Below are 20992 nucleotides of genomic sequence, written 5' to 3'. Positions count from 1 at the left end.
ACTAACAACAATTTACACATGGCATATAATAATGAATTCAAAGAAAATCAAATAAGTGATTTAGACATAGCTATTGTCGGTATGTCTGGACGGTTTCCTAAAGCCAGTAATTTGGATAAATTTTGGCAAAATTTAAAAAATGGTTTGGAGGCAATTTCATTTTTTTCAGACCAAGAGCTAGAATCAATTGGGGTAGAGAAAACTACAATAAATGATCCAAATTATGTCAAAGCAAAAGCTATATTGGAAGATATAGAATTATTTGATGCTGGATTCTTTGATTACTCTCCCAAAACAGCAGAAATAATAGATCCACAGCACCGCCTCTTTTTGGAAACAGCTTGGGAAGCTTTGGAAAGTGCTGGCTATGATTCTAAAACTTATCAAGGTCGAATTGGTGTCTACGGTAGTGCCAGTATTAGTAGTTACTTTTTATTCAATCTTTTTTCCAATCCTGAATTAATAAAATTAGTTGGTTTTGACCAAATTAGACATAATAATCGTACAGATAATTTGACTACACGAGTTGCTTATAAATTAGATTTAAAGGGTTCAGCTATCACTATCCAAACTGGATGTTCTAGTTCATTAGTTGCTGTTCATTTAGCCTGCCAAAGCTTAATAGATCGTGAATCCGATCTGGTCTTAGCAGGTGGAGTTTCGATAACTAACTTAAAAAAGACTGGCTATGCTTATCAAGAGGGGGGGATTTTGTCTCCCGATGGACACTGCCGCGCCTTTGATGCCAAGGCCCAAGGAACAGTTGGTGGTGATGGTGTAGGTATAGTCATTTTAAAACGATTAGCAGATGCGATCGCCGATCGAGATTATATTCATGCTGTGATTAAAGGTTCAGCTATTAATAATGATGGTGCTGCCAAAGTTGGCTATACAGCTCCCAGTATCGATGGTCAAGCCAAGGTGATTGCAGAGGCTCTTGCCATCAGCAGAATTGAACCCGATATGGTCAGTTATGTAGAGGCTCATGGCACCGGCACAGTTTTAGGAGATCCGATTGAAATTGCCGCGTTAACTAAATCTTTTGGCGCTAAAACTCAGAAAAAGAATTTCTGCGCCATCGGTTCGGTAAAAACGAATATCGGGCATCTAGATACTGCATCTGGTGTTGCAGGTTTAATCAAAACTGTCCTCGCGCTCAAACACAAGCAAATACCACCCACCTTGCACTTTGAGCAGCCTAATCCTCAGATTGATTTTGCTAACAGCCCTTTTTATGTTAATAATCAGCTCTCAGAATGGAAGTCAAACGGACACCCTAGACGTGCAGGAGTCAGTTCCTTTGGCATTGGCGGCACTAATGCTCATGTGATTCTAGAAGAAGCCCCTTTGCAAGTTAAAAGTCAAAAGTCAAAAGTCAAAAGTGAATACTTTCTGTTGTGTTTGTCAGCCAAAACGGAATCAGCACTCGAAACTGCTACAACCAATATTGTGAGACATCTCCAGCAACATCCTAATTTGAATTTAGCTGATGTTGCTTACACTCTGGGGGTAGGTCGTCGAGCTTTTGACTATCGTCGGATGGTAGTTTGTCAAGACCTTGATGATGCAATCAAAGTTTTAGAGGCAAAAGATACGCAACGAGTTTTCACGCACTATCAAGAACCAGGTGATTCAGAAGTTGTGTTTATGTTTCCCGGTCAGGGATCTCAGTATATAGACATGGGTAGAGAGTTATACCAAACTGAGCCAATTTTCCGGGAACAGGTTGATTATTGTTGTGAACAACTTAAACCTATTTTAGGGTTAGACTTACGCACTATTCTCTATCCCAGCCAAGAACAGACCCAATGGGCGACACAGCAGTTAACGCAAACTCATGTTACTCAGTCGGCGTTGTTCGCGATTGAATATGCTCTAGCACAATTGTGGTTATCTAGGGGAGTATGCCCTAGTGCAATGATTGGTCACAGTATAGGAGAATATGTTGCTGCTTGTTTAGCTGGAGTATTTTCTTTAGCAGATGCATTGATGCTAGTTGCTACTCGTGGACAACTGATGCAGCAACTACCTTCAGGAGCAATGCTGGCTGTAGCGCTACCTGAGAAAAAAGTTACGCAGATGCTAGGTGATAAACTTTCCTTAGCAGCCATCAACGCACCAGAGCGCTGTGTAGTTTCTGGCCCAACCGCAGAGATTGAATATTTACAAAACCGCTTAACCGAGCAAGGGATTGACTCTCGTTTTCTGCATACTTCCCATGCCTTTCATTCTCAAATGATGGACTCTATTATTGAGCCATTTACCAAGTTATTCACAAAAATCAATCTTAATCACCCAAAAATTCCTTTTTTATCTAACGTAACTGGCACTTGGATTACTCCAGAGGAAGCAACAGATAACAATTATTGGGCTAAACATTTGCGGTCATCAGTGCGTTTTGCCGATGGCATTACTGAATTGTGTAAACAGCCAAATCGGATTTTTTTAGAAGTTGGATCTGGTCGCACTTTAAGTACTTTAACTAAACAACAAGCTCAAGGACATTTGGCACTTTGCTCCATACGTCATCCTCATGACCAACAATCTGATGTTGCATTCTTACTAAATACTCTGGGACATTTGTGGCTGTGCGGAATACTAGTGGATTGGTCAGGATTTTATGCCAATCAAAAATGTCATCGACTTCCTTTAGCGACTTACCCTTTTGAACGACAAAAATACTGGGTTGAGTCTTCTATAGGTAATGAGTTAAATCAATTGAATGAAAAAAACACTCATAATAATCAAAAGTTGGAGAATGAAAAAGTTAGTAGTCAGCAAAATCATTTAGGAGATAAATCACAACATTTACTTATTGAATCTCAGCAAAACAATATTCTCCATTTGAGTAACAAAAATGAAAAACGCGATAATCCTGCCAAAAAAATAATAACTCGTCAAATTTCTATTATGTTTCAGCAGTTAGAACTATTAGAAAAAGATATGTAGTTTCATACAAGAGTAACTTAACTTTTTAGTTAGTAGTAATGTCAGACAATGTAAAATATTATGAATGAAGATTCTCAATATAAAAAAATAATATCGACACTCAAACACATTGTTAGTGAGTCATTAGGAGTGAAATCATCTGGAATAGATATTCATACTCCTTTTCTGGCGATGGGTGTTGACTCTCTAATTTTGTTGCAAATTAACCGTGCTATTCAACAAGAGTTAGGTATTTATATTCCTTTTCGCTTATTGCTTGAAGATTTATCAACAATTCATGCATTAGGAACTTATATAGCTCAAGAGCTACCTCTACAAAATCTGATTGTAGAGCCTTCTTTTCAGGAATCTACATTTAGCCCAATACTACAAACACATACTGAAAAGACTTCTGATACCCAAAACTTGGAACAAGAAGATGAAAAATCTGTAACAGGTACAGTACTAGAACAAGTAATAGAACAGCAGCTTGAGTTGATGTCCAAACAGCTAGACATTTTACAAAAAGCAGGTTCATCGAAGAAGATATTACCTGTACAAAAAGCAATCTCATCGGTAGGACAAGTTGCTCAATCTTTAATTAATAACTCTGATTTTTCAGAAAGTTCATCATCGATTCAAACTGAGTCTAATCAACAACTCATCACCCAAACAATTGAGCCTCTTCAGTTAGAATCAAAGACTCTGTTAACTCCCCGTCAACAAAAACATTTAGATGCTTTAATTACACGTTTTGTCAAACTTACTCCCGAATCTAAACGACTTACTCAAGCTTATCGTTCCTACCATGCCAATAGCAGGGCGATAACAGGCTTCCTGCCCTCCATTAAAGAGATGTTATATCCCATTCATGGACAGCGTGGAGACGGAGCCAGACTTTGGGATGTTGATGGACAAGAGTATGTAGACATTTCTATGGGGTTTGGTGCGCTTTTATTTGGTCATTCACCATCTTTTGTCATCGAAGCTATTCAAGAACAAATAAAGCAAGGTATATTGCACGGCCCACAATCGCGTCTTGCCGGTCAGGTTGCAGAGTTAATTTGTGAGTTGACAGGCGCAGAACGGGCAGCTTTTTGTAACGATGGCACAGAAGCGGTGATGGCAGCAATCCGCCTAGCACGGGCTACTACAAAACGCTCTAAGATTGCTTTATTTGCTGGTTCTTATCACGGTACTTATGATGGGGTTTTGGTAAGAGGAGTAACAACCAGCGAAAGAACGCGGCGTTCTATCCCCAAAGCTATAGGTATTCCATCATACATTGCTGATGATGTCATCGTACTTGACTATGGGCAACCTGAATCCTTAGAGATTCTGAAAACTCATGCTTACGAACTGGCGGCAGTTCTGGTGGAACCCATACAAAGCAGTCGCCCAGATTTGCAACCAAAAGAGTTTCTGCTGCAACTCAGACAATTAACTCAAGCAACAGGAACCGTATTAATTTTCGACGAAGTGATTACCGGTTTTCGGATGCATCCAGGTGGGATTCAGGGCTTGTGGAATATTCAAGCAGATTTGACTACATACGGTAAAGCCGTTGCTGCTGGGATGCCAATTGGAGTTATAGCTGGCAAGGCAGCTTTAATGGATACCCTCGACGGTGGGATGTGGAACTATGGAGATGGCTCTTATCCTCAAGCGGAAACCACAGTATTTGCTGGTACTTTCTTCAAACATCCTTTAGTAATGGCGGCGGCTTGGGCTGCACTCAACCATATTAAAAATAGTGGACCGAAATTACAGCAGGAGTTATCTGAAAAAACAACGAAATTAGCCCAAACTCTTAATAGTTACTTTGAACAAAGACAAGTTCCAATTCAAGTAGTCCATTTTGGTTCGCTGTTTCGTTTCATAGCCTCATTTCCCCTCAAGTTTGGTCAGTTGTTTTTCTACCATCTCTTAGAAAAAGGCGTTTATGTCTGGGAAGGACGAACATTTTATCTGTCTACGGCGCATACCGATGCAGATATTGAACACGTAATTAAGGCAGTCAAGGAAAGCGTATTAGAAATGCAACAAGGGGAATTCTTACCACCTGCTGCGATTTCAAAAACGCTCAAAATTCCCCTAACGGCAGCACAAAAAGAACTGTGGTTTTTGGCACAGATGGGAGATGAAGTTTCCCGCGCTTACAACGAATCTAGAACTATCCATCTGCGAGGGACTGGCAATTTATTGGCAGTACGTAAGGCTGTTCAGGAAATTATCAATCGTCACGAAGCGTTGCGAACTACTTTTAGCCCAGAGGGTGATAATCAACTGATTCATCCCACTTTGACTATAGACATTCCTGTGAGCGACTTTTCAACTTTAGAAAAAAGTCAACGAGAAACACAGTTATCAGAATTATTAGCACGAGAAGCTCAACAAATTTTTCATTTAGAAAAAGGGCCATTGCTGAACTGTCGCATAGTCAAGTTGCAGGAAGATCATCATCTTGTGATTCTGACAAATCATCATATTGTTGCTGATGGCTGGTCAATTAGTATTTTGTTGCGAGAACTAGCAGCAATTTATTCAGCAGAATGCCAAGGTATTGCTAGCCAACTTCCCCAACCCATGAAATGGAGTGAGTATGCTCTGTGGCAAGTACAAATGCAACAGAGTCCAGAAATGGCAAAAGCTGAAGCTTATTGGCTGAGTCAATTTGCCAGTTCAGTGCCTGTTTTGGAATTACCAACTGACCGGACTCGACCACCGATATTTTCGTACACTGGCGCGCGAGAAAATCTCATCCTCGATTCCACTTTGTATAATTCGTTGAAAAGCTTAAGTGTACAACGTGGTTATACTTTATTTACGATTCTTTTAACAGCATTTATCACCTTGTTGCAACGATTGACGAATCAACAAGATATCGTTGTTGGTATTGCTTCGGCTGGACAATCTGCGATCGCAGGTGAATATCTTGTTGGCCACTGTGTTAATCTATTGCCCATACGCAGCCAAGTTGTTGGCAACCCAAGATTCACAGAGTATTTGAGTTCAATCCAGCAGGTATTGTTAGATGCTTACGAGTATCAAATTTATCCTTTTATTAAACTAATTGAAAATTTAAAGTTACCACGAGACCCTAGCCGCACCCCTCTTTTTACCACAGGGTTTAATCTGGACAAAGCTCCATTGGTGTCCAAGTCTTTAAAACAAGAGTTTGAGATAGCTAAAAATGCTACCAGCGCTACTAAGCTGGATATTAATTTAAATATTCTTCAGACAGACAGTGAACTAGTAATAGAACTGGAATATAATACAGATTTATTTGATACCCAAACAATTCAGCGTTGGCTCGGACATTACGTAACCTTGCTAGAAGGTGTTGTCGCCAACCCAGAGCAACCCCTTGCAGAATTGCCTATATTGACACAAACTCAACAGCATCAGTTGTTGGTGGAATGGAACAATACTCAAACTGACTATCCTGGAGAGTATTGTATCCATGAGTTATTTGAGGCTCAAGTAGAGCGATGTCTGACGACAAGCCACTGCGTGTCTACGCCTGATGCAATTGCTGTAACCTTTGAAGACCAACACCTCAGCTATCGAGAGCTAAATAACCGTGCAAATCAATTGGCGCATTATTTGCGATCGCTTGGGGTGAAACCAGAGGTATTGGTAGGGATTTGTGTGGAGCGATCGCTTGAAATGGTGGTTGGACTATTAGCCATTCTTAAAGCAGGTGGAGCCTACTTACCATTAGATCCTGGATATCCTCAAGAACGTTTAGCTTTTATGTTGGCAGATGCTCAAGTATTAGTACTGCTAACACAGCAAAGACTAGTCAAGGATCTGCCACAAAACCAAGCTCAAGTTATATGTTTAGACTATGACACTCAAGCTCAGATGCTTGAGCAAAACCAAGAAAATCTTGTTAGTGGAGTTCAACCATCAAACCTCGCTTACGTCATTTATACCTCTGGTTCCACAGGAAAACCCAAGGGAGTAATGAACTCTCACCAAGCCTTAAGCAATCGCTTGCTTTGGATGCAAGATGCTTATGAATTAACAGCAAACGACCGAGTTTTGCAAAAAACTCCTTTCAGTTTTGATGTCTCAGTTTGGGAATTTTTCTGGCCTTTGTTTACGGGCGCACGGTTAGTTTTAGCCAAACCAGGAGGTCATCAAGATAGCACCTATCTTATTGAACTAATTACCTTTGAGAAAATTACTACACTGCACTTTGTCCCCTCAATGCTGCAAGTATTTCTAGAAGAGCCAAGGCTGCCAAAGTGCAGTAGTATCAAACGAGTTATTTGTAGTGGTGAAGCGCTTTCTTTTGAGCTTCAAGAAAAATTCTTTACTCGTCTAGATGCACAACTATATAATCTTTATGGACCAACAGAAGCAGCTATTGATGTTACCTTCTGGAACTGTCAGCGCGATAGCAAGATGCCGATTGTTCCTATTGGTCGCCCGATCGCCAATACCCGTATATATATACTAGATAAGTATCTGCACCCTGTTCCTATTGGAGTTCCAGGTGAATTGCATATTGGTGGTGTAGGGTTGGCGCGAGGTTATTTGCATCGTCCGGATCTTAGCAACGAAAAGTTTATTCCGAGTCCTTTTGCACCTGGAGAACGGCTTTACAAAACAGGGGATTTAGCACGTTATCGTGGCGATGGAAACATCGAATTTTTAGGAAGAATTGACTATCAAGTTAAAATTCGGGGCTTCCGAATCGAACTTGGAGAAATTGAGGCGAGATTGAACCAACACCCTAAAGTACGCGAAGGTGTGGTGGTAACTTGGGATGACGATCTGACTGATAAGCGCCTAATAGCTTATGTAATTCCTCAATCCGATCAAGAACTTACAGTTATTGAACTGCGTAGCTTTTTGAAAGATAAGTTACCAGAATACATGATACCTTCTGCTTTTGTACTACTCGAAACTCTGCCGCTAACACCCAACGGCAAGTTGGATAGGCGATCGCTACCAGCACCAGAAACTCTCCGCCCAGAGCTAGAAGCTGTTTATGTGATGCCACAAACTGAGATAGAACAAACTATCGCTACGATTTGGCAAAAATTTATCAATATCGAGAAAATAGGTATTCACGACAACTTTTTTGAACTCGGTGGTCATTCATTACTTCTGGTTAAAGTTAATAACCAATTACGCGAAATATTCAAAATCGATTTATCAATGCTCGATATGTTCAGATATCCCACTATTAGCTCTCTTGCAGAGTTCTTTAGTGCAACTAAAAATCAAACATCATCTTTAAGTGAAATTAATATTTCAATAGAAAAAATTGCAAGTGGTAAATCTCAACAAAGAAAACGGTTGCAAAAAATGAAGTCGGTAATGAATAACCAAGGAGTTAAGGAAGAATGAATATCCCCATAGCATCTGTTGAGCATAATGGTTCAGAAATAGCAATTATTGGCATGGCAGGGCAGTTTCCTGGAGCCAAAAATGTTGATGAGTTTTGGCAAAATCTCCAAAATGGTGTAGAGTCAATTTCATTTTTCACTGATGAAGAACTGTTAGCTTATGGGCTAGATGCAGCTACACTGAATAATCCGAAGTTTGTCAAATCACGAGCTGTATTAGAAGATGTAGAACTTTTTGATGCTGCATTTTTTGGTTTTAATCCCAGAGAAGCTGAAATTACTGATCCACAACATCGTCTATTTTTAGAATGTGCATATATTGCCCTTGAAGATGCTGGCTATGACTCAGAAAATTATCAAGGTTCTATTGGAGTTTACGCGGGGGCTAGCTTAAGTAGGTACTTACTGAATATTTATTTAAACGAAGATATTATTGGATCTATAGATAATCACCAGTTGGCGATCGCAAATGACAAAGATTACTTAACTACTCGCGTTTCTTACAAGCTGAATCTACAGGGGCCGAGTTTCACTGTTCAAACCGCCTGCTCTACTTCATTAGTCGCTGTGCATTTAGCCACTCAAAGCTTACTAAATGGGGAATGCGATCTGGCTTTGGCTGGTGGGGTTTCTATAAGTTCTTCCAGAAAAACTGGCTATCTTTATAAAGAAGGGGGAATTGGTTCGCCTGACGGACACTGCCGCACTTTTGATGCTCAAGCACAGGGAACTGTTGGTGGCGAAGGTGCAGGTATCGTAGTTTTGAAGAGATTAGAGGATGCTCTAGCAGATGGAGATACCATCCATGCTGTCATTAAAGGTTCTGCAATCAATAACGATGGATCTTTCAAAGTTAGCTACACAGCACCACGAATAGACGGTCAAGCCAAAGTTATTAGAACCGCTCAAGTTGTTGCCGACGTTGAACCTGAAACCATTACCTATATTGAAGCTCATGGGACAGGAACAACACTAGGAGATCCCATTGAAATTGCGGCGTTAACACAAGCTTTTCGAGCCAGTACTGAGAAAAAAGGCTTCTGCGCCATTGGCTCAGTGAAAACTAACATTGGACATTTAGACGCTGCTGCTGGGGTAACAGGTTTAATTAAAACCGTCCTAGCCCTGAAGAATCAACAAATACCGCCTAGTTTGCACTTTCAAGAACCTAATCCGCAAATTGATTTTGCCAATAGTCCTTTTTATGTCAACACCAAACTTACCCAATGGAAAACAAACGGCATTCCTCGCCGTGCCGGAGTCAGTTCTTTTGGGATTGGCGGGACTAATGCCCATGTAATTTTGGAAGAAGCCCCAGTGGAGGAGCAAGGGAGGCAGGGGGAGTCGGGGAGGAAATATCATCTGTTGGTTCTTTCTGCCAAAACGGAATCGGCATTAGAAACAGCTATGGCGAATCTGGCTAATCACCTCAAACAACATCCCAATCTCAACTTCGCTGATGTGGCTCATACCCTTAGTGTCGGTCGTCGAGCTTTTGACCATCGCCGGATGGTGGTATGTCAAGACATGAATGATGCGTTGAAGGTGCTTTCCCCTTTAGATTCACAACGAGTTTTCACCCAATACCAGCAGCCTGTTAATCGTCCTGTGGTATTTATGTTTTCCGGGCAAGGAACACAGTACGTAAATATGGGTAGAGAACTCTACGAGAGTGAGCCAATCTTTACACTTGCTGTTGATCGTTGTTGTGAACTACTGAAACCGCATCTAGGTTTTGACCTACGTCATGTATTGTATCCAGATGAGGCACAGACAGCCAAGGCGACAGAACAGCTTAAACAGACAATTGTTGCCCAGCCAGCATTATTTGCGATCGAGTATGCCCTAGCTCAATTGTGGATGAGATGGGGTGTACACCCAGAGGCGATGATTGGTCATAGTATCGGAGAGTATGTTGCTGCTACTTTAGCTGGAGTTTTTTCGCTGGAAGACGCTTTAGCGCTAGTGGCAATCCGAGGACGACTAATGCAGCAACTTCCCAGTGGGGAAATGCTCTCTGTGCAACTTCCCGAATCAGAAATACAACCATTACTAAATAGGGAACTCTCTTTAGCTGCAAGCAATGGTCCTTCTTACTGCGTGGTTTCTGGTACAACTGAAGCGATCGCACAATTACAACAACAGCTAGAAGCCAAAGGTGTCGGCTGTCGTAGGCTGCATACTTCTCATGCCTTTCATTCTCAGATGATGGAGCCAATTCTCCAGCCATTTACAGAACAGTTACAAAAACTCCAACTTCATCCGGCGACAATTCCGTTTGTGTCTAACGTTAGTGGTACTTGGATTACTGTAGCCGAAGCAACAGACCCAAAATATTGGGTAAAGCATCTACGGCAGACAGTGCGCTTTAGCGAAGGGATAACTGAGTTACTCAAAACACAGGAGCGCATCTTTTTAGAGGTCGGGCCGGGAAGAACTTTAAGTACCTTTACCAAGCAACATCACAAAGATCAACAGGTCATACTAACCTCAATCCGCCATCCACAAGAACAACAGTCGGATGTAGCATTTTTACTCAACTCTTTGGGGCGGCTCTGGCTTTTTGGTGTCAAAGTAGACTGGTCTGGTTTTTATGCTAACGAACAACGCCATCACATTCCCTTACCAACCTATCCATTTGAGCGCCAACGTTACTGGATTGAAGCACAAAAACAGGCTCTACACTCTCAAGGGTTTGTTGAGGTAGCAGCTGTCTCGGAAACTAAAGCTTTCGGTGAACAGATTTTTGTGGCTCAACCTGCTGCATCATCGGTAACTGACTCAGCACCTACAGCATTTACCAACCAAGACTTGTTGGCGAAAAAGTCAGATATTGCTGACTGGTTTTACATCCCTTCTTGGAAACGTACCATGCCACCGCAACCTCAACCTGGACTCGGAGAAAAATCAGGATGTTGGTTAGTGTTTGTGGATGAGTGCGGCTTGGGCGAAAAGCTGGTAAAACAGCTATTACTTGAGAAGCAGGATGTTATTAGCGTTAGAGTTGGAGAGCAATTTCAGCAAATTAGCGAATATTCTAAGCTCACATATACAATTAACCCTCAAAAAGAGGATGAATACAACACCCTACTCAAAGAACTTCGGAACTTGGGTAAGATTCCAAAAAGGATTGTTCATCTGTGGAGTGTGACACCAAACATTTACACCAACTCAGCAATTGAAGCTTTAGGCTGGTCGAGTTTATTGTTTTTGGCGCAGGCCATTACAGAAAATAACCAAACAGATGCTCTAGAAATTAGCATTGTCTCCAACAATTTGCAGGAAGTAACAGGTTCAGAAATATTATGTCCAGAAAAGGCACTGGTTCTCGGAGCTTGCAAAGTTATGCCGCTAGAGTATCCAAATATAACCTGTCGCAGTATTGATGTTGTAGTTCCTGTAGAAAGCAATCGAGAGGAACAACTCATCACAACCCTGATAGGGGAACTCACGACTTATACATCTGACCAAATTATTGCTTACCGTGGGCGGAATCGCTGGGTGCAAGATTTTGAACCTGTGCAACTACATGAAACCGTTACCGAAAATCTCCGCCTCAGAAAACAGGGAGTATATCTCATCACTGGTGGATTAGGAGGTGTTGGTCTGGAGTTGGCAGAATATTTAGCACAGACTGTGCAAGCAAAACTAATATTACTGGGGCGTTCAGCTTTCCTCGATCAAGACAAGTGGTCTGAATGGTTATCGACTCACGATCAGCAAAATCGTATCAGCCAGAAGATCCAAAAATTGCAGGCGATGAAGGCGTTAGGTGCAGAGGTAATGATAGTTAGTGCCGATGTTACCAATCTTGACCAGATGTCAGTGGTGCTTAACAAAAGTAATCAGCGATTTGGTGAGATTCATGGAGTAATTCATGCAGCCGCAGTTTACGGCGGAGGGATGATGCAACTCACAACAAAAGAAACTGTAGCAAGTGCTTTAGCACCGAAAGTACAAGGAACACGAGTACTTGAAACTTTATTCCAAGAAAGCCAACTGGATTTCTTTGTACTTTGTTCATCACTCAATTCGTTTGTTGGCGAATCTGGAATGGCAGATTATACAGCTGGAAATGCTTTTATTGACTCCTTCGCTCACTACAGTACCTCCAAATATGGGACATGGAAATTCGTTAAGTCTATTAACTGGGATAGATGGAACAGTGTAGGAATGGCAATTGCTATTGAAACAAGGCATCAAGAAATCACAGGAGAAGAATTGGCAGCAGGAATGGTTTCTTTTGAAGGCATAGAGGCGTTTAGACGTATTCTGTGTAGTAGCACAGTTTCTCAAGTAATTGTATCAACACAAGATTTTTCTAGCCGGATTAAGGCAAAGGAATCTCCTAAATCCTTCGAGGAAAAACTAGCTCAACTAAGTCAATCCAAACCAACCCACCCGCGCCCTAATTTAACAAATGTTTATGTTGCTCCTAGTAATGAAATTGAGCGAACCCTTGCTGATGTTTGGCAACAACTTTTAGGTATTGAGAAAGTAGGAACTCACGATAATTTTTTTGAGCTAGGAGGAGACTCTTTATTTGTCACTCAATTAGTTTCTCAAATGTGCAAAGTTTTCCAAATAGAACTCTCTTATAAAGGCTTCTTTAACGGGCCAACTATAGCTGAATTAGCTGAAGTTATTGTCCAAAAACTGTCTGAACAGACAAATTTAGAAGAGTTGGCTCAAGCCTTAGCAGATATTGAACAGCTATCAGAACATGAGATGCAGACCTTAATTGCTTCGCAAAACTAAGTAAGTAATTAAATTGATTAAATCTGGTCATCAATCATTTAGTTGTTTAAAAATTATACCAACAAAGGTAAAAGCAGGGAATTAAAATGAGTGACCTTTCGCAACGGATTGCTGGTCTTTCCCCAGAGAAACTTCAGCTTCTTGCACAACGTCTTCACAATAAAAAACAGAACGTCTTTTCACAATCGCAAATAGTTCGTCAAAGTCGAGAATCTAACTTATTTCCTCTATCTTTTGCCCAGCAAAGGTTGTGGTTTATCGACCAGTTACAGCCTGGGAACAGTGCTTACAACATCTCTCAATCCATGCGTCTTGTGGGATGGTTAAATGTAGCGGCGCTGGAGCAAAGCTTTAACGAAGTTGTGAGACGGCACGAAGTTTTAAGAACTACATTCACAGTAGTTGATGGGCAACCTTTGCAAGTTATTGCTCCGAGTTTGAGCTTCAAACTAGTAGTGATAGATTTACAAGAGCTTTTTCAAGAGCAAAGAGAAACTGATGTTTTACGGTTGGCGAGTGAAGAAGCACAACAGCCTTTCGACCTAACCAAAGGGCCTTTGTTGCGAGTTACTATACTGCAACTTGCGGCAGCAGAATATGCATTATTGTTAACCATGCATCATATTGTTGCTGATGGCTGGGCTATAGGTGTGCTGATTCACGAAATCGCAACTTTGTACCAAGCTTTCTCTCATGGCAAAGACTCGCCCCTTTCAGAAGTATCCATCCAATATGCAGACTTTGCTGTTTGGCAACGACAGTTTTTACAGGGAGAGCGATTAGAAACTCAACTTGCTTACTGGCAAAGGCAATTAGGCGGTAAACTTCCTGTTCTGGAACTCTCTAGCGATCGCCCGCGATGCTTACGGCGAGCTTCTCTACGAGACGCTCCGCGAACGCTAACGCCTTTCTCAGGAGCTAGGGAAGCTCTGGTTCTACCCAAAACCTTATCTGAGAAGCTAAAGGCTCTGAATCAGCGCCAAGGTATCACACTGTTTATGATTCTGCTAGCGGCTTTTCAGACTTTGCTGTGCTGGTACACCGATCAAGAAGATATCGTTGTGGGTACTGATATTGCCAACCGCAATCAAGCCGAGACTAAAGAATTGATCGGGTTTTTTGTTAACCAGTTAGTGTTGCGTACAGATTTATCAGGAAATCCTACTTTTGTAGAGTTGTTAGAACGAGTCCGCGAAATGACTTTAGAAGCTTATGCTCACCAGGATTTACCCTTCGACAAACTGGTTGATGTTCTGAATCCAAAACGGGAGTTGAACCGCACACCGCTATTTCAAGCCAAAATTGTTTTGGAAAATACTCAAACTCCTTCTTTACAACTTCCAGGCTTAAGTATCACATCTTTGAAGGTCGAAAACAAAACAGTGCAGTTTGACTTGTTGTTGGAGTTAAACGAAACGGAGCAGGGACTATTTGGTGTGTGGGAATATAATACTGATCTATTTGATCGGGGCAGCATTGTTAGATTATCAAATAATTTTGCAACACTTCTAAATAAGATTGCGACACACCCAGAAACGAAATTAAGTGAATTAAAGATAATTCTCAGTGAACTAGATAAAAAACATAATTTTGCTAGAGAAGAAGCTTATGAAAATACTATCCAACAAAAGTTAACCAACGTTAAACGTAGAACGAGTAGATAATCAGCAAAAGATAATAAAAATCATGACAAAAATTGAATCTATAGGTTTTGTGAGACGGAAAGCTGTTAATATATCCACAGAAGAGTTAATTAAAACTGAATTTCTGAAGTCAGATACTAACTTCCCCTTGGTGATTAAGCCTAGTGTGAAGGGAGTTAATCTACAAGATTGGGCTAAGAATAATCGTGAATATTTGAAAAGTGAATTATTAAAATATGCAGCGATTCTTTTTCGTGATTTCAAAGTTAATTCAATAGAAGAATTTGAGCAAATTATCGCAGCGATTTGTGGAGAAGCATTAGAATATCGCTATCGGGCATCTCCACGAACTCAAGTGGGTGGGAGAATTTATACTTCAACTGACTACCCTGCTGACCAAAGTATTTTTCCTCACAATGAACATGCTTACTCGCCTACCTTTCCGTTGAAAATATTCTTTTTTTGTGTGAGTCCAGCGGCGGAGGGAGGAGAAACTCCAATTGGTAGTTGTCGAAAAGTTTTTGAGCGCATTGATCCCAAGATACGCGATCGCTTCATTGAAAAGCAAGTTATGTATATGCGTAACTTTGGCGATGGATTTGGTCTTCCTTGGCAAACTGTATTTCAAACTACAGATAAAACTAAGGTAGAAGAGTATTGCCAAAGCAATAGAATTGAGGTTGAATGGAAAGCAAATAATCGCTTAAGAACTAGACAAGTTGGACCAGCTGTTCTCAAACATCCTCAAACAGGTGAAATGGTCTGGTTTAATCACGCAACTTTTTTTCACGTTTCTACATTGGAACCAACAATACGCGAATCGTTATTGAAAAGTTTGCCAGAAGAAGATTTACCAACTAACACATATTACGGTGATGGTTCTGCAATTGAGCCATCAGTCTTAGCTGAACTGCGAGCTGCTTATCAAGAAGAAATGGTGACTTTTTCTTGGCAAAAAGGAGATGTATTGATGTTGGATAATATGTTATCAATACATGCTCGTCAGCCATTTGTTCCTCCCAGAAAAATTTTAGTCGGAATGGCTGAACCTTATACACCACAAAGTATTTAACTAACACTGAGGTATAAATATGCAAGTAGAAAGTATCGAGGGGTTTAGACTTTCACCTCAGCAAGAGCATTTATGGTTGCTACAACAAATCGATCAAAGTTTGGCTTATCGTAGCGATTGTGCAATTTTGATTGAAGGAAATATTGATGTCAATAATTTAGAATTGGCTTTGCAAAATGTCGTCAATCGCTATGAAATTCTCCGCACCAGTTTTGTTTGTCTACCTGGAATGACTATTCCAGTACAGGTAATTACAGATAGGAAGGTCATTTTAGAAAAGAAATCCGATATTAGTAATTTGAAACCTCAAGAACTAGAGGCGCAGATTGAGTTAATTTTTCAGAAAATTAAACAACAAAATTTTGAGATTGAAAAAGGTTCAATTGTCAATACATATTTAGTAGCTATTTCGCCAGATAGGTATATATTATTTATCAGTTTGCCTGCTCTCTGTGCAGATAGTGTAACCTTTAATTGTTTAGTACAGGAACTGGCTCTTTCTTACTTAGGAAAGTTGGATAAAGAATTATCTGAAGAACCACTCCAGTATGCAGACTTTTCAGAATGGCAAAATCAAATACTAGAAGCAGAAGAAACGAAAATAGGCAGAGAATATTGGCAACAGCAAGACTTCTCTACTATTGACAGTTTTCAGCTTCCTTATGAAAATCATCTCTCGAACCAACAAAAATTTCAACCAAAATTAGTAGATTCAGTTATTACTCCAGAACTGGTAGCTAATATTGAAAGATTGGCTCATAAGTATAATACTTCTGCGTCTAACTTTTATCTAACTTGTTGGCTGGTTTTGCTTTGGCGATTGAGTGGACAATCTGAGATAATCATCGCCAAGGAATTCAATGGCAGAAAATATGAGGAACTTAAAGGAACATTGGGACTATTTGCTAAATATTTACCACTTCATTGTAATTTAGAAGATAATTTTAAATTTAGTCAAATTTTACAGCAAGTGCATGAGTCTGTAGAATCTATCGACAAATGGCAAGAGTGTTTTACTTGGGAACAAATATCAGAAGGAGATAATAAATCAGATATTCTGCCTTTTTTGGCTGTGGGTTTTGATTTTACAGAAGAAGATACAAAGCATTGTGCAGGTAATATCTCATTTTCCATTTTCAAGCTTGATACCTGTACTGAGCGTTTCAAAATTAAACTCTCTTGTAGACGCCAGAAGGATTTTTTGAATGCAGAATTTCATTATGACTCTAAGCTCTTTTCCGAACAGAATATTGCAGGTTTAGTAGAGCAATTTAACAAGTTATTAGAAAGCGCCACGTATGATCCAGAAGGTTCAATCAGTGAATTAGAAATTTTAAGCGATCGCACCCTACATCAGCTTCTATTTGAGTTCAATCAAACTCAAGCAGACTATCCACAAAATAAATGTATTCATCAGCTATTTACAGAGCAAGTAGAACGTACACCAGATAATATTGCTGTTGTATTTAACAACCAACAATTCACTTATGCTGAACTGAATACACGTGCAAATCAACTAGCTCATTCCTTGCAAAAGTTGGGGGTAGGTGCAGAAGTATTAGTGGGAATTTGTGTGGAACGTTCCTTAGAAATGCTCGTAGGTATCTTGGGTATTCTCAAAGCTGGTGGTGCTTATGTTCCTCTCGATCCGCACTATCCCCAAGAGCGTTTAGCTTTCATGCTAGAGGATACTCAAGTATCCATATTATTGACTCAGCAGCATCTCCTGGAAGGCTTACCCAACCACGATGCACAGACAATTTGCTTAGATACAGATTGGGAAGCTATTGCAGAGGAGAGTCAGGAAGCACCCGTTCCAACAGCAACTCCCGAAAACTTAGCTTATGTAATCTACACTTCTGGTTCTACAGGTAAGCCTAAAGGAGTTGCGATCGCACATCGTAACCTAGTTCACTCCACAACTGCACGCATTACCTATTATCAGCAACCTGTCAGCAGCTTCTTATTACTTTCATCCTTTGCTTTTGATAGTTCTATTGCGGGTATTTTCTGGACACTTTGTTGTGGCGGAACTCTACATTTACCAGAAGAAGGTGTACAACGAGAAGTCACTAAACTCGTAGAGTTAATTTCTCAAAATAGAGTTTCCCATTTATTAAGTCTTCCTTCTCTATATGCTCTCATATTGCAACAAGCAAAACCAGAACAGTTAAATTCCCTGCGTGCTGTCATAGTTGCAGGTGAATTTTGTCCGCCAGAATTGGTAGAACATCACTCTCAATTACAGTCAAAAACATCTCTATTTAACGAGTACGGGCCGACAGAAGCAACTGTTTGGAGTAGTGTATACCATTGTCATTCTCTAGAAACTGGAACGCAAATATCCATTGGTCATCCCATAGCCAATACAAAAATATATATACTAGACTCTCATTTACATCCAGTTCCTATTGGTGTTTCTGGCGAAATTTATATTAGTGGTGAAGGTTTAGCAAGAGGTTATTTAAATCAGCCTGAAATTACATCTGAGAAATTCATTCCCCATCCCTTCAGCCAACAACCAGGAATGCGTCTGTATAAAACTGGTGATTTAGCACGATATCTTAGTAATGGTAATATTGAGTTTTTAGGGCGCATTGATAATCAAGTAAAGATTCGCGGCTTCCGTATAGAGTTAGGCGAGATTGAAGCATTACTAAATCAACATCTTCACGTGCAAGAAACAGTAGTTATTGCACGTGAAGATGTACCAGGAAACAAACGCTTAGTTGCTTATGTAGTTCCCCAGTCAAAATCAGCCACTACAGTTAATGAACTCCGCAACTTTGCGAAAGATAAACTACCAGAATTCATGCTTCCATCATCTGTCGTACTACTAAAAGAATTACCTCGAAGCCCCAATGGTAAAGTCGATAGAAAAGTCCTACCTGCACCAGAGCAAGTCAGGTCAGATTTAATAGGAGAATTTGTTCCTCCTCGCACTCCTGTAGAAGAAACGCTGACTCAAATCTGGGCTGAGGTTTTAAAAGTTGAGAAAGTTGGGATTTACGACAACTTCTTTGAATTGGGTGGGCATTCTTTATTAACTACTCAATTACTTGCCAAAGTTAAAGAAACTTTTAACTTAGATATATCTTTACGCAGTTTGTTAGAGAAACCTACAGTAGAAGGTTTAGCGGAAAATATTGATCGAGTTTGTCAAACAGAAGTTAATTACCCAACATTGGATATCAAAACTGAAACTGTTTTAGATCCGACAATTTATCCTCAAAGTGTTGGTAAGTTTATCTCTGAACCAAACGCTATTTTACTGACTGGAGCCACAGGCTTTTTAGGATTATTTTTACTGGCTGAACTTCTGCAACAAACCAAAGCAGATATTTATTGCTTAGTACGAAATTCAACTTTTGAGGATAGCAATATTAAGCTGCAAACCGCTCTAGAATCTTATGGAATTTGGAACGAAATTTGGAATTCTAGAATTATTCCCATTGTGGGCGATTTATCAAAGCCACTTTTGGGTTTAGAAACTGAAAAATTTCAACAGTTAGCATCTATAATTGATGTCATCTACCATAATGGTGCTTGGGTACATCATATTTATCCCTACTCTATTCTGAAACCTGCAAACGTACTTGGTACACAAGAAATCCTCAGATTAGCTAGTGAAGCTAAAACCAAAACAGTACATTTTATTTCTAGTTCTGGTGTTGTTTCCTCACAAGTTGAATCGGGAGTGAAAATAGTACGAGAACAGGATAGATTTGATGAGAATGAATTTCCCAGCAATGGATATTGTCAAAGTAAATGGATAGCTGAAAAGTTAGTACAAACTGCGGCTGAAAGAGGAATTCCTATCTCTATTTATAGACCATCACGTATATCTGGACATAGTAAAACAGGTGTTTTTAATAGTAATGACTTCTTGTACAAACTGATAATAGGTTGTGTCCAATTGGGGAGTGTGCCAGATATAGACATTAGAGAGAATATAGTTCCTGTGGATTATGTCAGCAAAGCAATAGTTCATTTATCGAAACAGGAAGAATCTCTCGGTAAAACCTTCCACTTAGTTCATCCCCAAACTCTCCACTCAAATACACTTATAGACCATATTCGCTCATGGGGTTATTTAATTGAGCAAAATTCTTATGACCAGTGGCGAGAGAAATTGCTCAATGTTACTCAAGATTCATTAGACCATCCTTTATATTCATTAGTGCCATTTTTTCCCGCAAGACAAGCTCACGAAGAAAGTTACAACTCAGGATTTTTACAGCTTGATAACCAAAACGTTATCAATGGATTAGTCGATACTTCCATTACTTGTCCTTCCCTAGACAATAAATTACTCGGCGTTTATTTTTCTTATTTGATTAAGCAGAGTTATTTAGATCGTCAAGTTTTAAGCTAAAGACTAATTAAACTTTTTCCAATATTTTCAGGAGTAATATTTCATGAACTCGACAATTCGTTACGATGATTATGATGTTTTAGCTCGTATATACAACGAAGATTGGGTATTAGGACTTTTTGAGGAAACAATACCAGTTTTAGAAAAATTGTTACTCCCCCATTTAACTCAGGGAGCGCATATTCTTGACCTTTGTTGTGGTACTGGACATTTAGCACAGCAATTACTCAAACAGGATTATAAAATCACAGGGATTGATGGCTCTGAGCAAATGTTGCTTTATGCTCGTGAGAATGCGCCAGAAGCAAAACTCATCCTTGGCGATGCTCGATTTTTCGATTTAGCAGCTAAGTTTGATGCAGTGGTTTCAACTACTGGTTCTCTAAACTATGTTATGAAAGTTGAAGAATTAGAGTGCGTATTTAACAATGTTTATAATGCACTAAATGAAAATGGAATATTCTTGTGTCACTTCTTCACAGAAGAAGAATTCCAATCAAATTGGAGCGGTAAAATTTCTGGTAATATCAAAGATGATTACGCTTGGTCTACAAAAAATATCTATAATCCCGAAAATAAAATAGGTCAAATTTATTTAACTGTATTTACATTATTAGAAAAAAGTTGGCAACGTTTGGATAAAGTGATTTCTGAAAAATGTTATGCCAAAGAAGAGATTCTTTCTGCTCTAGAAACTGCTGGATTTAGCGAAATTAGCAGTTACGATGCACATCACGATTTAGGAATATCTCAAACACTTGGTAGTAATTATTTTATTTGCTACAAGCGTGTGCCTATTTAAGAAATGTAAAATTGCAGCCAAATAATACATTGCGATTATAAATCAAAAGAA

Annotated in this window: 7 protein-coding genes; all 7 read left to right on the top strand. The window is 39.8% G+C overall.

Annotated features, from left to right (window positions below):
- Positions 1-18 precede the first annotated feature (18 nt).
- The 7 genes from CDG76_RS03775 to CDG76_RS03745 all read left to right on the top strand — a co-directional run bounded on the left by CDG76_RS03775 (position 19) and on the right by CDG76_RS03745 (position 20941).
- The gene (locus CDG76_RS03775) at positions 19-2949 is read left to right on the top strand and encodes a type I polyketide synthase (protein ID WP_094347700.1); all 2931 of its coding nucleotides are present in this window, start codon (positions 19-21) and stop codon (positions 2947-2949) included.
- Positions 2950-3009: 60 nt separating this feature from the next.
- Positions 3010-8292, top strand: coding sequence for a non-ribosomal peptide synthetase (locus CDG76_RS03770; RefSeq protein WP_094347699.1), 5283 nt, complete (start codon positions 3010-3012; stop codon positions 8290-8292).
- Complete coding sequence (locus CDG76_RS03765; RefSeq protein ID WP_094347698.1) at positions 8289-13049, top strand: type I polyketide synthase; 4761 nt, start codon at positions 8289-8291, stop codon at positions 13047-13049. The genes CDG76_RS03770 and CDG76_RS03765 overlap by 4 nt, the downstream gene beginning before the upstream one ends.
- 86 nt (positions 13050-13135) lie before the next feature.
- Positions 13136-14713 (top strand): condensation domain-containing protein, encoded by a 1578-nt coding sequence (locus tag CDG76_RS03760; RefSeq protein WP_094347697.1) that lies wholly within the window; start codon positions 13136-13138, stop codon positions 14711-14713.
- A 22-nt stretch (positions 14714-14735) separates the two neighbouring features.
- Positions 14736-15764: a TauD/TfdA family dioxygenase gene (locus CDG76_RS03755; RefSeq protein WP_094347696.1), complete on the top strand. Its 1029-nt coding sequence runs from the start codon at positions 14736-14738 to the stop codon at positions 15762-15764.
- Between the two features lie 19 nt (positions 15765-15783).
- A complete protein-coding gene (locus tag CDG76_RS03750) occupies positions 15784-20139 on the top strand; it encodes a non-ribosomal peptide synthetase (protein ID WP_094347695.1) in 4356 nt (1451 codons plus the stop codon).
- Between the two features lie 43 nt (positions 20140-20182).
- Positions 20183-20941: a class I SAM-dependent DNA methyltransferase gene (locus tag CDG76_RS03745; RefSeq protein ID WP_094347694.1), complete on the top strand. Its 759-nt coding sequence runs from the start codon at positions 20183-20185 to the stop codon at positions 20939-20941.
- The last annotated feature ends 51 nt before the right edge of the window (positions 20942-20992 follow it).

Source organism: Nostoc sp. 'Peltigera membranacea cyanobiont' 210A (assembly GCF_002246015.1).
Taxonomy (GTDB): Bacteria; Cyanobacteriota; Cyanobacteriia; order Cyanobacteriales; family Nostocaceae; genus Nostoc.
This window is presented reverse-complemented; position numbering and strand designations above follow the sequence as displayed.

Coding starts and splice junctions, on each gene's coding strand:
- CDG76_RS03775 (WP_094347700.1), top strand. CDS start 19: ATGGCATATAATAATGAATTCAAAGAAAATCAAATAAGTGATTTAGAC.
- CDG76_RS03770 (WP_094347699.1), top strand. CDS start 3,010: ATGAATGAAGATTCTCAATATAAAAAAATAATATCGACACTCAAACAC.
- CDG76_RS03745 (WP_094347694.1), top strand. CDS start 20,183: ATGAACTCGACAATTCGTTACGATGATTATGATGTTTTAGCTCGTATA.
- CDG76_RS03760 (WP_094347697.1), top strand. CDS start 13,136: ATGAGTGACCTTTCGCAACGGATTGCTGGTCTTTCCCCAGAGAAACTT.
- CDG76_RS03755 (WP_094347696.1), top strand. CDS start 14,736: ATGACAAAAATTGAATCTATAGGTTTTGTGAGACGGAAAGCTGTTAAT.
- CDG76_RS03750 (WP_094347695.1), top strand. CDS start 15,784: ATGCAAGTAGAAAGTATCGAGGGGTTTAGACTTTCACCTCAGCAAGAG.
- CDG76_RS03765 (WP_094347698.1), top strand. CDS start 8,289: ATGAATATCCCCATAGCATCTGTTGAGCATAATGGTTCAGAAATAGCA.